Origin of the sequence: Alteromonas sp. DY56-G5, from assembly GCF_041414725.1 — a bacterium.
In the GTDB taxonomy this organism is placed as follows: Bacteria; Pseudomonadota; Gammaproteobacteria; order Enterobacterales; family Alteromonadaceae; genus Alteromonas; species Alteromonas macleodii.
The window spans coordinates 187675-205813 of sequence record NZ_JANHZQ010000002.1 but is presented as its reverse complement, the minus strand read 5'-3'; the positions used below and the strand labels follow the sequence as shown (position 1 = coordinate 205813).

The 18139-nt window shown below is 45.0% G+C and carries 12 protein-coding genes; 5 read left to right on the top strand and 7 right to left on the bottom strand.

Going from position 1 to position 18139, the window contains the following annotated elements:
• Positions 1-108: 108 nt before the first annotated feature.
• The 3 genes from NO989_RS01785 to NO989_RS01775 all read right to left on the bottom strand — a co-directional run bounded on the left by NO989_RS01785 (position 109) and on the right by NO989_RS01775 (position 5708).
• The gene (locus NO989_RS01785; RefSeq protein ID WP_014949170.1) at positions 109-528 is read right to left on the bottom strand and encodes a CBS domain-containing protein; all 420 of its coding nucleotides are present in this window, start codon (positions 526-528) and stop codon (positions 109-111) included.
• 180 nt (positions 529-708) lie between these two features.
• The gene (locus NO989_RS01780; RefSeq protein WP_371341964.1) at positions 709-1776 is read right to left on the bottom strand and encodes an isoaspartyl peptidase/L-asparaginase family protein; all 1068 of its coding nucleotides are present in this window, start codon (positions 1774-1776) and stop codon (positions 709-711) included.
• Between the two features lie 149 nt (positions 1777-1925).
• On the bottom strand, positions 1926-5708 hold the full coding sequence (locus NO989_RS01775; protein ID WP_371341963.1) for an ATP-binding protein: 3783 nt from the start codon (positions 5706-5708) through the stop codon (positions 1926-1928).
• Between the two features lie 241 nt (positions 5709-5949).
• Here NO989_RS01775 and sbcB point away from each other — a divergent pair, with 241 nt between their 5' ends.
• The gene (gene sbcB / locus NO989_RS01770) at positions 5950-7380 is read left to right on the top strand and encodes an exodeoxyribonuclease I (protein WP_278344234.1); all 1431 of its coding nucleotides are present in this window, start codon (positions 5950-5952) and stop codon (positions 7378-7380) included.
• Between the two features lie 128 nt (positions 7381-7508).
• A complete protein-coding gene (locus tag NO989_RS01765) occupies positions 7509-9164 on the top strand; it encodes a DUF342 domain-containing protein (RefSeq protein ID WP_278344233.1) in 1656 nt (551 codons plus the stop codon).
• A gap of 19 nt (positions 9165-9183) precedes the next feature.
• Here NO989_RS01765 and NO989_RS01760 read toward each other — a convergent pair whose 3' ends face one another.
• From NO989_RS01760 to NO989_RS01745, 4 genes are all read right to left on the bottom strand, one after another.
• The gene (locus NO989_RS01760; protein WP_341456442.1) at positions 9184-10587 is read right to left on the bottom strand and encodes a diguanylate cyclase; all 1404 of its coding nucleotides are present in this window, start codon (positions 10585-10587) and stop codon (positions 9184-9186) included.
• Positions 10588-10719: 132 nt separating this feature from the next.
• Positions 10720-11955, bottom strand: a complete 1236-nt coding sequence (gene kynU / locus NO989_RS01755) for a kynureninase (RefSeq protein ID WP_278344231.1) — start codon at positions 11953-11955, stop codon at positions 10720-10722.
• Positions 11945-13072 (bottom strand): alpha/beta hydrolase family protein, encoded by a 1128-nt coding sequence (locus tag NO989_RS01750; protein ID WP_371341962.1) that lies wholly within the window; start codon positions 13070-13072, stop codon positions 11945-11947. The genes kynU and NO989_RS01750 overlap by 11 nt, the downstream gene beginning before the upstream one ends.
• A gap of 95 nt (positions 13073-13167) precedes the next feature.
• On the bottom strand, positions 13168-14343 hold the full coding sequence (locus NO989_RS01745) for an acetyl-CoA C-acyltransferase (protein WP_283616796.1): 1176 nt from the start codon (positions 14341-14343) through the stop codon (positions 13168-13170).
• A 352-nt stretch (positions 14344-14695) separates the two neighbouring features.
• Between NO989_RS01745 and NO989_RS01740 the strand changes: the two genes are divergently transcribed.
• From NO989_RS01740 to NO989_RS01730, 3 genes are all read left to right on the top strand, one after another.
• A complete protein-coding gene (locus NO989_RS01740; protein WP_014949161.1) occupies positions 14696-15103 on the top strand; it encodes a MerR family DNA-binding transcriptional regulator in 408 nt (135 codons plus the stop codon).
• Positions 15100-16269 (top strand): isovaleryl-CoA dehydrogenase, encoded by a 1170-nt coding sequence (locus tag NO989_RS01735; RefSeq protein ID WP_014949160.1) that lies wholly within the window; start codon positions 15100-15102, stop codon positions 16267-16269. Before NO989_RS01740 ends, NO989_RS01735 begins: the two co-directional genes overlap by 4 nt.
• A 256-nt stretch (positions 16270-16525) precedes the next feature.
• Positions 16526-18133: a carboxyl transferase domain-containing protein gene (locus NO989_RS01730; protein ID WP_371341961.1), complete on the top strand. Its 1608-nt coding sequence runs from the start codon at positions 16526-16528 to the stop codon at positions 18131-18133.
• Positions 18134-18139 lie beyond the last annotated feature (6 nt).

The following is an 18139-nucleotide window of genomic DNA, read 5'->3' as shown; positions in this document are numbered from 1 at the left end:
GCACTAGCTTCTGGCCGTTCTAACCCAGCGCCGCATCTTCATTCATTACGCTACCTGCAGCACTAAATCCTACCAAGCTAAATAAAAGTGCGTTATCCCAAACAACGTCTAACCCGCTCGCTGGTATCCATCATTCAATTGAACATCAATAGCCCGTAGCACTGCCGTTCGATTAATTGAGCCTAACAGTACCCCGTCATCATCAACAATGGGGTAAACTCTCGGCTTTTCCTTTAACAGCAACTGCGCTAACTCTATTACCGACATATAAGGTTTGATAGAAATCACAGGGGTTTTCATGATTTCCCCTACTCTACAAATTTGTTCGCGATAGTAGCTTGACGCAATCATTTGAGCGATACAGTCTTGCTCAGACAAAAAGCCCACCACTCTACCTTTGCTATCGAGTACCGGACCACCACTCTGCCCACTGGCTAATAACACTTCGACAGCCTGCGCAACGGGCATATCGACATTAAGCTTCACTGGGTGAGTATTCATATAATCACTGACTTGCAACGATTCCATTTTCAATTCTCCAACCGTGGCGCCTAATGTGACCGATACTGCGACTTAATTGGCGTTACGGCACTTCAATTATTTTTAACCACATGTGAAAGCAATTTTCCCCCACACTTTAAGATTAGACGTTTCGTTGCATACAAGCCAGCACATTTAACATTAAAATAACAAATAGTTTTTCAGTGATCAGTCTTTGTAAATTGCCACTTTCACTTCACCATTTATGTCGATGCTAGCGCGGTACATACCCGCAGAATTGAACGGCATAGCGACGTTACCTTTAGCGTCAATAGCAATCACACCGCCATCGCCACCGGCGTTTACTAGTACGTCGTTAACTACAGTGTTCGCAGCGTCATTTAACGTTAAACCCTGGTACTTCATTCGCGCACAAATATCTGCTGCCACGTTGTATCGAATAAAATATTCACCATGTCCTGTGGCCGATACCGCGCAGCTTTCATTGTCGGCATAGGTACCCGCTCCAATAACAGGCGAGTCTCCAATACGTCCATACCGTTTAGCCGTCATTCCGCCAGTGGATGTTCCCGCGACAATGTTGCCCTCTTGGTCCAATACTACGGCTCCAACAGTGCCAAAGCGCTCATTGCCTTGCTGCGAACCGTAACCACTCGAGACCTGCTGCATACGTGCTTTCGCTTTATCTAAAGCCTGTTTGCGAAACTCGGTATCAAAAACGGTGTTGTCTACCTGTTCAAGGCCGTTTTCTTTTGCGTAATCTTCAGCGCCTCTCCCAGAAAGCATAACGTGTGGAGATTCATTCATTACCAATAACGCAGCCTCTATTGGGCTTCTTATTGTTTTCACCCCCGCAACAGCACCTGCATTTTTACTGCCGCCGTGCATTATCGACGCATCAAGCTCGTGCTCACCGTCGAAGGTATATACCGCACCGATGCCAGCATTAAACAAAGGCGAGCTTTCAAGAATTTTGATGGTTTCTACTACCGCCACTTCACCTTTTTCGCCTTTCTGCAACAAGGCGTAGCCATGCTGCACCGCTTGGGTTAATACTCTTTTGTAGTCCGCTTCTTTTTCTGGCGTCATCGATGATTTTAAAATGGTTCCTGCACCGCCATGAATAGCGATAGCTACGGGTGTTTTTCCTAATTGTTTGGAATCATCCGCTATTGCGGGAACACTCGTAATGGCAAACGACGCAGCAAGCGCGCCTATTGCATAAAGTGCATGTCGAACTTTATTGGGCTGGCGAAAAATACGAAATAGGTTCAAAAGCTTTACTCCTAATAGCTACGTTTTACGTGCGCGCATAATCTGTGAGATGGTTTGACGACAGATTTCTAGAATCAATTCAACGCGCATCTGTTGATGCGATTTTTACGCGACCTTAGACGTAAGATGACACAATTAGCTTAGGTAGGCTAGGCTACCTCAAGGATCTCTAAGAAAGTATTAAGATCATCGGTGATGGAAGGGAGTAGCGCTTCAGCGTCTTCCCACTTTTTCGCCTTTGACAATTCCCATAAGCTCTCAAAGTCTCGTTGTAACTGTACGGCACCAATATCTGCAGACATACCTTGGAGCTTCAATGAAAGCACCTGAACCTTTTCGAAGTCTCGACTATCAACAGCCTGCTGAAGTAATTTAAGCTTGTCAGGCGCGCTTCTGGAGTACAGGTCGCAGACACGAGAAAATAGCGCTTTATCGCCCATTATCCGAGCAATGGCATCGTCTTTTTCCCAACATCCATCAAGCCCCTCTGAATTGTTTTCATCAGCTTGAGTTTGATTGACGTTATCAATTTCAGCCTCCTTCTCCGAGCCCTCGCGAGCGGCGATATCATTAGCTATTTTCGCATTCTGTAACGTGGGGGCTATTTCTACTTCAGACTCTTTACTTGACTGAGCCTCTGTTCTTGAATGCGATAGCGTGTCGCAGTCCATTTCTTTTGAGATGGAACTCAACAAACTGTCAACCAGTGGAGGTTCGCTGGCAGTGATTCCGGTACCTGACCTCGTATCAGTATCGTTAAGCTCTGCACTTGCTAATGCCGTTATTTGATGTACTAACCATTGTTTCACTTTAGGAATAAGTACATCGGCCATGACAGGCTTTGTCGCAAAGTCGTCCATACCTGCCTCTAAACATTTCTCTTTTTCGCCGAGCATGGCATTGGCTGTCATAGCAATTATAGGTACATCTTTGTGCATCGCTCCTGCCTTACCTTCTCGTATGGCTCGGGTAGCGTCATAACCATTCATATTAGGCATCTGACAATCCATCAATATGCTGTGAATTCTGCGGCCTTTGCTTTCACATTTCGTCAAGAACGCCACAACTTCCTCACCATCGCTGCAGGTAAACAATTTAACAGGTAAACTTTCCAGCACTCCCTTCGCCACCTCGCGATTGATCATATTGTCATCAACTATCAGTAAGTTGGCATTCTCAATAGATAATTGCTGCTCAGTATCGTCTGCTGCCCCTTCATCGTCTGAGATGTCCTCAGCTTTCCCTTTACCTAATGAGATATCTGACTGGTTTAATGTATACCCCGACAGCGCAGCGTCTAACCCTTGTTGGACAATTGCAAAACTCGACCTGAATAATGGCTTTGGCAAGTAAAGCGGCACAAGGTGATTGAAGTGGAAAGGTGTCCCTTCTAGTTTTTGAAGAATATAAACCACAGGTAACGAACCTGCGTCTTTAGTGGCACCTTGTGCCTGCCATATATCATCTAGCTCACGAATGAGTGAACTGGCCTCGTCCACAATAATGGCATTAAATTGCGTCCAAGGTATTGTTCCTAATTCAGAATGCTTACCTATTACTTGCGGCTCTGCACCGACGTGTAAGGCTAAACAACAGATGTTTTCCTCTAAAGGTGGATAACTTGCAGAAACACCGATTGTGATCCCGTTAAGCAGCATACTTTCGTTTTCCACCGCCATTTTATGCTCGAACGCGCTGTCGTAAGTTGTTTCAGGAAGAGTAACGAAAAATGAGAAGGTGCTGCCTATGTCAACTTCAGAATTGAACGTAATGTCTCCTCCCATAAGCTGGCTCAATTGCTTGCAGATAGACAAGCCAAGTCCGGTACCTCCGTATTGGGTAGCAACAGATGCATCAGCCTGTGTAAACGCGGTAAACAATTTGGGCTGATTTTCTTGTGCTATCCCTACGCCCGTGTCACATACGCTGAAATGAAGCTGTTGTGTCCCAGCATCATCATCACTTAACGATGCTTGTAGCTTTATATGCCCTTCTTCAGTGAATTTAATAGCATTGTTCAATAAATTACTAAGAATTTGGTTGATTCTGTGTGGATCTGAGTTTATTTCCACCGGGGGAAGACCTGTTGTGTCAACAAGAAGCTGTAGCCCTTTAGAAGCTGCCTTAACGGCAAAGACCTTGGCGATAGACTCGATAAGTGCAAGCGGATCAAAATATTGATTATTAATATCAAGCTTGCCCGCTTCAATTTTAGACAAGTCGAGAACGTCGTTAATCAGCACACTGAGATTGTTGCAGCTAATTTCCATCATGGAAACAAGCTGTTCAGCTTTCTCATTAAGGGGCTGACGCTTAAGTAGCGACAAGGAGCCAACTACCCCGTTTAACGGTGTTCTCATTTCATGGCTAATATTGGAAATAAAAGAGCTTTTAACACTGCTCGCTTTTCGCGCCTCTTGCGTAGCTTCAACAAGTTCTTTCGTTCTGCTTACCACTTTTTCTTCAAGCTTCAGGTTTACCCTTTCTATCGCGTCTTTTGCCTTTCGTTCGTCGGTCACATCTCGAATTACAACAGCAACACCCGAAAACTGTGATTGTTCACCCCAAATGGTAGATGCGGTTATGAGTAGCGTGTGCTCTTCTTTTTCGTCATCGATGTAGGGGGTTGTAAAGGTACTTTGCTTTCCGCCTTTGGTGAGAACCGATTCAAGCCCTAATAGAGAAAGCTGCTCAAATGACGAATAGTGATGATTTAAAATAAGCTGGCTTGGGATCCCAAAAAGTGACTCCGCTGCCATATTCCAACTTTTCACCACGCCAGCAGAATCTACGCTAAAAATCGCATCTTTAGATATAGCGATAATAGCAACGGACTCACCCCGCACCTTAGCAAGCTCAATGTTTTTACTGTTACTTCGGTGTACGAATAGTAAAACGCTTACAAAAATTAGCGTAACTACCCCAATTACACTGTAAACGCTAATCCTCTTCTCATTGATAAGGGCTGCCACTTCTGACTGGGACAATGCCGTATGAAGAAAAAACGGGGCGGTTTGCTGATTTCCATTTATCGTAAAAGCACGAGTGACCGTATACAAAGATGAGTTTGCCTGTGCGGTCTGTTTAATTTTAGCCCTACCTATTTTCGAAGGGCTTTCGAATTCGCTCGCCCAATTCACCATAGGATTTAAATCTCTGGAGAAGGACTTATCACTGTCTGGATGACTGACAAAAAAGCCTTCACTGTCGGTAACAAATAGCAATTGATTGCCGACGAGCGTTTGTTCCATTTGCGACAGTAGAAACTGGGCGTTTACATTCATGATTATAAAACCATAACGCTCACCAGAGCTGCTGAAGATTGGAAGAGAAAGGCGAATAACGCTTTTATAAGGAAACTCGAGCTTCCCATATTCACGATTCAAATTGATATCTGAAATATAAAACTCGCCCTTATTGCGCTTAACACTCTCTATGAAGTAACTTCTCGCTGCTTTAGGTTGTAAATCGTTGTCCTTAACTACTAAAACACTTCCCCCGTTTCTTTCCACCCGAATAAACTCATTTCCATCCTCATTGGCTTGAATGATCCTTAATTGATCGACTTCTTCGTTATTTTCGATAAAAGCAACGAAAATCGTTTCTAGTCGCTGCTTCCACTGTTCCAACGTCGTACCGTCTTTGGGGTCTAGATTTTCATTTTCAGTCGCGCGGACGATGCCGCTTATAGGTGGAGTCTGATGTAGGAAGTTAAGCGCATTGATATACTTTCTCACCTGAGAGTTTGCAGCATTTTCAGCACTGGCGGCACTCTCTTCTAATGCCGTGAAAGTTTGAGATTCAGCCGTCGCTTTGATATTACTCTCGAACAAACCAACAACAAGTACAACAAGCACTGTTGCAAGTACTAACGCTAAGCCTAAAGTACTCTTAGCTTCACTGATGGATGAACTGGATTTAAGGAACGACAAACAGGCAATATCCGTATAAATTTTGATAACTTAAAGCTAGTCATCATTTTGTTAATGCGCAAGTTTCGCGCGATACATCAAAACGCAAAATACTCAAAAAAAGACAATGATTAACGCGTTTTTTTAAGTCATGCCGATGGCTAACAAATAAATCACTGTTCATATTAACGCCAGCATTTGGTATTCAATTTCTCGCGGTGTACACTGCCATCAATATTTCTCTAACATCGCAATAGTGGTTATGCACGCACCTACATTTTTGTGGCACGATTTTGAAACCTTTGGCACCAGCCCACAAAAAGATCTCCCCTGCCAATTCGCTGCAGTAAGAACTGATATGGATTTAAATGTGATTGGTAAACCCATAAATATCATGAGCGCCATTGCGAATGATTATTTACCACATCCAGAAGCGTGTTTGGTGACCGGCATAACACCGCAGCAAACCATTCGCGACGGTTCTAACGAAGCTGACTTCGCCGCGCGAATTTATCAGGAAATGTCGACGCCAAATACCTGTAGTGTGGGCTTTAATAGTATCCGATTCGACGATGAAGTTTCCCGCTACCTGTTTTATAGAAACTTTTACGACCCATATTCACGTGAATGGCGAAATGGAAATAGCCGTTGGGATATAATCGATTTAGCGCGAGCGTGCTATGCGCTGAGACCCGATGGTATTAATTGGCCACGCCGAGAAGATGGTGCACCAAGCTTTAAACTTGAGGCGTTAACTGCAGCTAATAATATTGGCCACGAAAACGCTCACGATGCTTTGAGTGACGTCTACGCCACAATAGCCCTTGCTAAACTGATAAAAGAAAAGCAGCCTCGCCTTTTCGATTATACGCTGTCGTTACGCAGTAAACACACGGTTATGCAGCAAATTGATCTCACTAAACCATCGGTATTGCTTCATATCTCGTCTAAACTCCCAGCCTCTCAAGGCTGTTGCACTTGGGTTATGCCTGTGGCAAAGCACCCAACCAACAACAATGCATTTATCGCTATTGATTTATCGCATGACATTGACAGTTTAGTGAATGACACACCAGAAGAGATTAGACAGGCGCTTTATGCCCCGGCAGATACATTTGACGATGCGTTAGAAAGACCAGGGCTTAAGCTCATTCACGTCAACCGCTCGCCGTTTATTACCACAGCTAAAGCAATGACAGAAGACAATGCCGCACGACTAGGACTGGATCGCGAGCGCTGCTTAGACAATTACAAAGTACTTGCCAGTATGCCCGAACTCGCCACTAAAATCGTAGATGTCTATAATGACGACATTCAAAGTGGTGAACTGGATATAGATCACGCGCTATATAGTGGTGGGTTTCTTAATGACGAAGACAGAAGGTGGTGTGAGCGTGTAATTGAAGCACAGCCCGATGATTTAGCCACTCTGAGTGAAAAAACACAGCACGAAGGGCTCAGAAAGCAGCTATTTCGATACCGCGCTAGAAATTATCCTAATACACTGACCGCAGATGAAATGACCAGGTGGCAGCATCATCGCCAAGCTCGCTTGACTGATTCAGCTTTTCACGGCTCAATCACATTAGAAAACTATATGATGCGGTTGGAATCATTGGCGCATGAACACAGCGACAATCCTGAGAAGCAGGCCATATTACGCGCACTTTACCAATATGCCGAAAACCTTTGACGGGCGTTTTAGAACGCCTTAAATTAGTAGATGGAAAAAAATAGATAGGCCGAGAACAAGTCAACGTCAAGTAATCGATAGATGCCGCCGATAAAAAGAATACACGTGCGCAAGGGAATAAAGAAGTTATGAATGGCGTAACAATAAGCTTCGATAAATCAAGAACCTACATTAACTTACAGTTAAATCCGTCTGATTTCACGTCAGAAGTTGATAGTAGGGAAATAAGAAAGCAACTAGAGAGCGGTGAAACTAAGCGGCTGTATGTTTCTGAAAAAGCGTTAAAGTCGGCCTGTGATACAGCTAATCATTATTTTAAGACGGGTGATAGCACTGTCATTCAGGAACGCATTGGCGAGCGCAAAAATGCTGAAATTGAATTTCGCATTCCCGAGGATGGGATGCAGGCGAACCTTGTGCTGACCACACCCTATGGCGGTAAACTTCCCTCATTAAGTACCGTTAAATCTCTAGCAGTAAAAAACAGAATCATTCGTGGCTTAAGCACCAAAACCATTGAATCTATGCTTACCCAAGCAAGGCAGTCTCCTCCAGGCACAGTACTAGAGCAAATTGTCGCGAAGGGCCTACCAGCTAGAAATGGCAAAAACTCAAAATTTATTCCCCTGGTACCAAACGCACTTGAAAGGGTGTTAAAACCCCAGACGGGTGATGGCGAGCGCGTGGACATGCGTAATTTAGGCGAAGTAATTTGCGTTAAAGTGAACACGCCAGTGCTGAGAAGAACCGAGCCAACTCAGGGCCGTTCTGGCTTCGATATCAAAGGGAATAAAATTCCAGCCGTTGCGGGCGAATGGGTTAACTTTAAAATGGGCAGCGGCACCGTGGTGTCCGACAGCGACGCCAATTTATTAATGTCTGCAATTTCTGGTATGCCAAAATACCGAGACCAGATAATGAACATCGACGACACCTTCATTTGTAGCGGCGTGAACGTTGGCTCTGGGCACGTGAATTACGAAGGTGCAGTATTGGTAAACGGCGATGTTACAGAGAAAATGCAAATCAAGGCCGCTGGTGATGTAACCATTAACGGCTTTGTGGAGTCGGCGTATATCGAGTCTGGCGGCGACATCATCATTACCGAAGGCGCGATGGGTAAAGTTAACGATACCCAAGGTGAATTCCAATGCCAACTAGTCGCAGCCGGCAGTATCCACGTTCAACACGGTCAAGGCATTGATATTCAATGTAGCGGTAATATTACCGTTGGTCGTCAGTTGGCGTATAGCCGCCTGCGTTGCGGCGGCGCAGTCATAGTTGGACAAATTGATAAGCCCATGGGAAATCTATTTGCTTGTGACATTATCAGCCAAGATCGCGTTGAAGCTGGCACTTTAGGCGCTGTATCTGGCAGTACGTTGAAAGTTGATTTTAGCCCGGGCTTTAACCTACTGTTAGAGCGCAAAGACTCTTTAGATGAATTGTTGAAGCAAATTCGCGAAAACAATCTTAAACACAAAGAAAAAATTAACCTTATTCAAGGTAAGAAAGTACCTAAAGAGCTTCAACGTAAAGTAGCTGAAGCGTTAGAGCTTTTTAACAATGAGAGCGCATTGCTGGAGTGGCTTGAAAACAAAGCCAACGACGTCAAAGCAGCAAAAGAAAACTACCAGTCAGATATAAAACTTATCGCAAACAAACGTCTTTATCCCGGAGTATCGGCGAAGCTTAATAACCGTAACTGGCGTTCTGAGCGAGAATACGACAGGGCGCAAATTCGTTACGATTCGCACCAATGGCACTACGACCCTTTAATTTGACCTAACTAGTTCACTGAAGTTACTGTGCCACAGTTACGTTGCCATACCCTTGGCGCTTTGACTGGTACAGTGCCTTCATGGTGCGTTCAAACCACTCTGTGAATTCCTCAGACTCCCTGAGCTCAGATAAACCCATGGCCGTTTTAAAGCTCTCGACAAGCGAGTGATGGGTAGAAATGCAGTCTAACAATCTGTCTGCAAGGTTTTTAGCTGCGTTTAACTCGGTTTGAGGGCACAAGATAATGAACTGTTCACCGCTAAAACGCGAAACAACATCGACTTCTCGAACGGTATTTAGACAATTCGTTGCCACGGCTTTTAGCGCCTCTTCTTTAGCCGAGGGCTCAATTGAATCTCTGTCATCGCTTACAGGGGTTAGTTCGATAACAATTAACGAAGCCGTAGTGTGAAATCGATGGAAACGTGAGATTTCTTCTTCCGCACGCTGGATCATATGATTGCGGTTATATAGCCCCGTTACCGTGTCGTGAGCAGACAAGAAAGCAAGGGTCTTGTTCTTTTCTAACAAGGTTGCTTGTAACGCACCTATTTCCTCGTTTTTCTGGTTAATAATACGCTTGTAGCCGCTAATGTTTCTATTTCTAAAAGTAAAAAGCAAGAAAACTAAAATGACAATTGCGGTGCTCAAAACCATAATGACATAGTTACGACTATAGCGAACTTGGACATTGTTCCACTGCTTATAAATTTCTACCTTTCGTGTTTCTGGAATACGCTCAATGGCAAAGTTAAGCTTGTCCACCAGGTGGCCATAGGTTTTGTTCACACCAAAAGCTAATGAGTCGAAGGGCTCGGCGTAACCAACAATATTGAGGTCTTTCAGCTTCAAATTATTGATGTGCATATTCACGCTCATTAATGAGCCCACCATTACATCAAACTCATCATTCGCCAGCTGCTTTAGCCCTTCTTCTTCAGACGGAATAAGCTTTAAACGTAACCCCGGATAGTGACGTGAAATATATTCAACTTGGCGATAACCCTGAACAATCCCTACTACTCGATTTCCCACTCCAGCATAGCCTTGTATCATTGGCATTCCAGACTTAGCCACCAGCACATTGGGCGCTTCAAAATACGGCACACTAAAGTCGAGGAACTGCTTTCGATAGTCGGAAGTATTTAGCATGGGGATAACTTGGCACTTTCCCTGCTGAACGTACTCTAGGCTCTGTTGCCAGCTCTCAGTGGGCACTAGGGTAAACGTTAACTCAGATATTTCAGCAATAAGCTGCATATATTGGGCAGAAATCCCCACATGGATACCGTTTCTGATTGCTTCGTAAGGCGCCCAGTTAGGATCTATACAGTACGTTACATTATTAGATTGTTCAGATGCCGCCTTTTGACCAGCTTCTGCTTGTAGGAGCGCGCTAAAACAACTCGCTCCTACAAACAACATGGTACAAAGCAGATATTTTCTTATTTTTTTCAACTGCACACCCAAAACATGTGAAGATATCGATGACAACCGCGAAGTATTAAGCGTAAATTCAAAAAATGCAATTATTTAGCTGATAATCTCGCTTTTCAGCTAGGTAACGCTCTGTCTTTGCTGAAACTCATCGTTTTCATAACGCTTTTCATTCATAATTTTGGTCAAGCTTGCCACCGCTTTTTCAATACCGATGAAACTTAAATACAATGGAGCAAAACCTATTCGCAGAATATTTGGTGCACGGAAATCTGCAATCACCCCCTCAGCGATCCACGCTTGGCAAATGGCGTAAGCGTGGTCGTGCGCGAAAGCAAGCTGACTACCTCGGTTATCAATGCTGGGGCTTACAATGGAAAACTTGTCCAGAAGGCCTGCGCGCTTGGCTTCAGCGATGAAAAATGCCTGTAGCTTTTTGGATTTTTCATCAATAGCTTTAAGTGATACATCTTCAAATACGTCTAATGCCGCATCTAAAATGCTCATTCCAATAATTCCTGGCGTACCGCACAAGTTTTGCTTCACGGAATTGTCGCCAGCGTAATCAGGAGAAAATGAGAAAGGCGAGCTGTGCCCCATCCAACCAGACAAAGGTTGTTGATACTGTGCTTGATGTCGTTTAGCGACATAGATAAACGCTGGCGCGCCAGGGCCGCCATTTAGATATTTGTAGGTACAGCCGACTGCAAAGTCCACATTACATTCGTCTAGGCTGACAGGAAATGCTCCAGCACTGTGCGCTAAATCCCACAAAGTTAAAATGCCCTTTTGGTGGGCTTGCTCGGTAATGATTTGCATATCGAGTTTGTTGCCACTTCTGAAATTTACCTGTGTCAGCATCAGTACGGCAATATCATCAGTTAGCTGTGATCCAATACATGCTTCGTCAACATAGCGAATACTGTAATCGCTGCCGAGTAAGTCAAGCAGGCCTTGCACCATGTATATGTCGGTAGGAAAATTATCGCGGGTAGTCGCTATTACCTTGCGACTTGGGTGCATTTTCAACGCCGCACTTAATACTTTAAACAGATTAATAGAAATGGAGTCACAACAAACAACTTGGCCACTTTTAGCGCCAATCAGGCCGCCAATCTTATCACCCACTATTTGAGGTAGATGGATCCACTGATGCTTGTTCCAGCTTGAAATGAGCCCCTTTCCCCACTGTTCATTGACAACGTCGTCAGCTCGCTGTTTCGCTGCCTTAGGCAGAGGCCCTAGCGAATTGCCGTCTAAATAGACCGTATTAGCGGGAAGCGAAAATGCCTGCGCCTTGTCACGGAGTGGATCTTTAATATCAAGTTGTTCAGCTGAAAAAACCTTATTCATCATGTTCACTAATAACCTCAAGTAAAGCATCAAAGGATGTTGATTCAGGGTGAAGCCAATCGAAATGGCCACCATTTTTAATTATTTTTTGGTTGGTTCCAGATAATACAGCGTGGCGTGCTGGCACAATACTATCAGCATCGCCTTGGAGTAGTGTAATTGGCAAACTGCCATGGGTTGGGCGTGGTGTCGCCCTTTGATATGCGGTTGGAACATCTTCAGGCGTTCCATTCATGAATTTCGCTGTAGCCGACTGGCAGCTGTTATGGCCCATGGCATAGGACTGGATGTCCGTAATTGCCGCTAACCCGATAATCCGTTTTATGTTTGCGCGCGATAAGTTCAAGGATGACGAAGATAGGCGTTGCGCAGCAAGCAAAGCTAAGTGCCCACCAGCAGAATGCCCCGCAATGTAAATGTTGGTGTAGCGCCCTTCGTTCTCTATTCGTTTTAAGGCTGTACTTATTGCTTGTGTCACGTCGTCTAAACTACCGGGCCAGCCACCACCTTCATCACCTACGCGCCGATACTCTGTTACATAGACACCCATCCCAAGCTCTGCTAAAGCATGGTACATCCCTTTCGCGTGTTCGTAACCGTAGGCATTAAGCCAACACCCACCGTGAATAAATATTAACGCTTTATCAGCGTACATTTCGTTCGTAGACGAACGTCCATGCCAAGTATAAATAGTTTGTAGTAGGTCATCGCCGTAGCTGAATTGTTCATCAGCTTCGCTTGTTGGCAAGACACCCAACGCTGAATAAGGTACCTGGCTTATTTTCTTGGGGTAGATAGCTGACGATTCACTGTTGGCATGGGTGTCATCCGAAGTCTTTTTTTCTTCGTTAGTGTGGGTGTCTTCCGAAACAGCGTCGTCAGAACCATCAACGGTTGATTGAGCTTCGTGAAGCGCAGACAGAGTTAAGTCATCGTGGGTGTCTTCATTACTCGATAAAGAACGTGATTCCTCGTAGTGAGTGCCATTGTTATCGTGGGTGTCTGCGTAAGTCGAGTTTACTGAAAACGATGAGTCAGCTTGGACTTTCGCAACAAGCGTTAAAGTGGATAGCGCAACCGCAAGGGTTATAGAATTGATAACGTTAGTCACTGTCTTCATGCTTTTGTATTTTTCTTTATATTGAACCACAGAGCGAAATCAATGTGATTAGGCTCCGTGATTAAATATTTTACATATTAGCCATCTATAACGGCTTAGAGCATTTCAACGGCAAGCGCTACACCCTCACCACCACCAATACATAGGGATGCGATACCTTTGCGACCACCGCGTTGCTTAAGCGCGTGAAGTAGTGTTACCAAAATGCGTGCACCAGAGGCTCCAATTGGGTGACCCAATGCACAAGCGCCGCCTTTTACGTTTACTTTACTTTCATCTAGTCCAAGCTTCTTGACAGCCAACATGGTTACCATGGCAAATGCTTCGTTAATTTCGAAAAGATCGACTTCTTCTTTCGTCCAACCTGCTTTATCCAGCACTTTTTCCATAGCGCCAACAGGCGCAACGGTGAAGTTTTCAGGTTCAATAGAATTTGTAGCGTGAGCAACCACGCGCGCAAGCGGTGCTAGACCAAGTTCATTTGCTTTGCTTTCGCTCATTACAACCAGTGCCGCTGCACCATCAGAGATTGAGCTTGAGTTAGCAGCCGTGACTGTACCGTCTTTTTTGAAAGCCGGTCTTAGTGTTGGAATTTTTTCAGGTCGAGCGGAACCAGGGCCTTCATCGGTATCAACAACGGTATCGCCCTTACGAGAAGAGACTGTCACGGGTACTATTTCATCGACGAAAGTTCCGCTGTTTATTGCTTCATGTGCCTTGGAAAGCGAGCTTAGAGCAAACTCATCCATTTCACCGCGAGAAATATTTTCTTCATCGGCAGTATCCTGTGCGAAGCAGCCCATTGCTTTGCCGTCATAGGCATTTTCTAGACCGTCTAACATCATATGATCAAGTACTTGACCATGACCCATACGATATCCAGTTCTAGCTTTAGGCAACATGTAAGGCGCATTACTCATGCTTTCCATTCCGCCTGCCACGACTGTTGTCGCACTGCCTGCTTTAATTAAGTCGTGCGCCATCATTACCGCTTTTAAGCCCGACCCGCATACTTTGTTGATAGTTGTCACACCTGCACTTAGCGGAAGCCCTGCACCCAGTGACGCTTGTCGCGCTGGAGATTGACCAAGACCAGCAGGTAATACGCACCCCATGATGACTTCATCAATTACAGAGACATCCATCTCTTCACAGGCTGCTTTAATCGCAACTTCTCCAAGTTTGGTCGCAGCAAGCGAAGACAAATTACCGTTGAAACCACCCATTGGTGTGCGCTTAGCCGCGACAATAACTACTGATTCGTTACTCATAACCGTGCCCTTAAAATTCATTTAAATTATAGAGTTAAGTGAAGAAAGCTACGTAGATGTATACAAAAGTAAACACCCCTAACAGCTACAACGTCTTGCCTTCACCATGAAAAATTGACGTTAGCAAAATGTTACTTTACCTTAACGTAAAATGTAATTAACGTTAACGTAAACCTGTACTAAGTATGTGTCAACCAAACACTACGTTTTAATATAGCGGTATATAAAACCATCTACCTTAAAACGATAGTGCTATTGCAATGACACCCAACCTACTACAGAGAATTTAATTACAAAGACACCCACGTCAAAACAAGGGTGTTAAACAGCGCTGAAATACAAGGTACGTGTAATGAGCAAGTACGACGACGAAACAACATATGCAATAGGCGAACTCGCTCGAGAGTTTGACATTACTCCTCGTTCAATTCGTTTTTACGAAGAACAAGGCCTAATGTCACCGTCAAGAACGGGACAAAATCGCGTTTATCTGAACAAAGATAGAGTGCGCTTAAAGCTGATCTTGCGAGGAAAACGACTAGGATTTTCCCTTGCTGAAGTCAAAACACTGTTCGACATGTATGACACCAACCCCAATTCGGCTATTCAGTTAGAAGCCATGCTTGAAATGACTGAACAGAAAAGAGCGGTGCTTAAACAGCAGCTAGAAGACATCCAGATGTTAATGACTGAACTGGATGATGTTGAAGCACGTTGCCGTGAAGAACTCGCAGAACTCAAACGAGGAAATATCGCATGAACACCTCCTACCCTACTTTAAATTTTGGACTTGGCGAAGACATCGAGATGTTACGTGATCAGGTCTATCAATTTGCACAAAATGAGATTGCTCCTCTTGCTGAACAAGCAGACGCAGACAACCAATTCCCAAACCAATTGTGGACAAAGCTTGGCGATATGGGCCTATTAGGCGTTACTGTTTCAGAGCAATACGGTGGCTCTGATATGGGCTACCTTGCGCATACTATCGCAATGGAAGAAGTAAGCCGCGCATCAGGTGGTATCGGTTTGAGCTATGGCGCGCATTCGAACCTTTGTGTTAACCAGATCTTTAAAAACGGTAATGATGCCCAGCGTGAAAAGTACCTACCTAAGTTAGTAAGCGGTGAGCATATTGGTGCACTGGCAATGAGTGAACCTAATGCAGGTTCGGACGTTGTTAGCATGAAATTGAAGGCTGAAAAACGCGGCGACAAATACATTCTTAACGGCAACAAGATGTGGATCACAAACGGTCCTGATGCACATACATTTGTTATCTACGCGAAAACCGACCCTAACGCAGGGCCAAGAGGGATCACAGCGTTTATCGTAGAGCGCGATTTCCCTGGCTTTAGCCGCGCACAGAAACTCGACAAACTAGGTATGCGCTCTTCTAATACCTGTGAATTAGTTTTCGAAGATTGCGAAGTACCAGCTGAGAACATTCTTGGCAAAGAAGGCGAAGGTGTTCGCGTACTTATGAGTGGCCTAGATTACGAGCGCCTTGTTTTATCAGGTGGCCCGCTAGGTATTATGCAGTCGTGCATGGATATCGTAGTACCTTACATTCACGACCGTCAGCAGTTTGGTCAATCAATTGGTCAATTCCAGCTAGTACAAGGCAAAGTAGCTGACATGTACACGCAAATGAATGCCGCACGCGCGTATGTCTACACCGTTGCACAGTCATGCGATCGCGGTGAAACAACGCGAAAAGATGCTGCAGGCGCTATCCTTTATTCAGCGGAACTAGCAACCAAAATGGCATTAGATGCCATTCAACTACTTGGTGGTAATGGCTACATCAACGAATATCCGACAGGTCGCCTATTACGTGATGCCAAGCTTTATGAAATTGGCGCGGGAACGTCTGAAATTCGCCGAATGCTTATTGGCCGCGAGCTATTTAACGAATCGAAGTAATACGGAGTTCTGGGTGGAAACAAACTTCGTTTGAAACAGGGAAAGCTCAGGCATTCCCTGTGTCATAGAAATTAGGAAGACACCCACCCTACTCTATTTAAAGTAGATTTAGAAACGCTGAACTTTATTAATAGGCTAATGAATTGCAAAGACACCCAGCGCAGCGAAAGCGCTTAGCATGGGTGTCTTGCTAATCATCTTGCTAACTAGTGGCTAACGCGACAGCCGTCGCCTAGGCCCAACACAAGGAGGGGTTATGCCCGTTCTTCGCTCAAATATAAATACTAAATCCGAAACATTTATCGCAAATGCTGAACACATGCAGGCTCAGGTAAATGATCTCCTCGAAAAAATCGAACAAATTTGCCAAGGTGGCGGTGAAAAAGCGGCGGAGCGCCACGTGTCTCGAGGAAAACTTCTACCTCGCGACCGAATCAACGCACTGATTGACCCAGACACGCCCTTTCTGGAAATAGGCCAACTGGCAGCATGGGAAGTCTATGAAGACTATGTACCTTGTGCCGGAGTCGTTGCCGGTATCGGTATTGTTGCAGGTATCGAGTGTATGATTGTAGCTAACGATGCCACTGTAAAAGGCGGGACGTACTACCCCCTTACCGTTAAAAAGCACCTTCGCGCTCAGACTATCGCAGAGCAAAATAACCTACCTTGTATTTACTTAGTAGATTCAGGTGGCGCTAACTTGCCCCGTCAAGATGATGTATTCCCAGACAGAGAGCACTTTGGACGCATATTTTTTAATCAAGCGAATATGTCTGCTAAGAATATTCCTCAAATTGCGGTAGTAATGGGTTCCTGTACAGCTGGTGGTGCTTATGTTCCCGCCATGGCTGATGAAAGCATTATAGTTAAAGAACAAGCGACTATTTTTCTGGGCGGCCCACCGCTTGTTAAAGCTGCAACAGGTGAAGTAGTTACCGCAGAAGAGCTTGGCGGCGGTGACGTTCATACTCGAATTTCGGGTGTTGCCGACCATCTCGCTAACAACGACCACCACGCACTCTCACTAGCGCGTAATGCTGTCTCCAGACTAAACCGAAAGAAGCCAGAATGCCTGGACGTGGCCGAGATAAAACCTCCACGCTACGACACCAAAGAAATTTACGGCATTGTACCTGCTGATAGTCGTCAGACATACGATGTAAGAGAAATCATTGCGCGTATTGTGGATGATTCAGATTTTGATGAATTCAAACCGCTTTACGGCACAACCTTAGTTTGTGGTTTTGCACGCATTTTCGGTTTCCCTGTAGGCATTGTGGCTAACAACGGCATACTTTTCGGTGAAAGCGCGCTCAAAGGTGCTCATTTTGTCGAACTATGCGCCATGCGAAAAATCCCTCTCGTGTTTTTGCAAAACATCACAGGCTTCATGGTCGGTAAGCAATACGAGCACGGCGGTATCGCAAAACACGGCGCAAAAATGGTAACCGCCGTTGCATGTGCGAATGTGCCAAAGCTCACAGTGCTTATCGGCGGAAGTTTCGGTGCAGGTAACTACGGTATGTGCGGCAGAGCCTATGACCCACGCTTCCTTTTCATGTGGCCAAACGCTCGAATTTCTGTAATGGGTGGTGAACAAGCTGCTGGTGTTCTCGCTCAGGTTAAGCGCGACCAAAAAGAGCGCTCAGGCGAATCATGGTCTGCAGAAGAAGAAAAGGCATTTAAACAACCTGTTATCGATACGTACGAAAAACAAGGACATCCATACTATGCGTCTGCAAGGCTTTGGGATGATGGTGTTATTGACCCTGCGGATACTCGATTAGTGCTTGGTCTATCGCTTTCAGCGGCGCTTAACAAGCCTATCGAAGACACCCAATTTGGCATATTTAGAATGTAGGAGTGC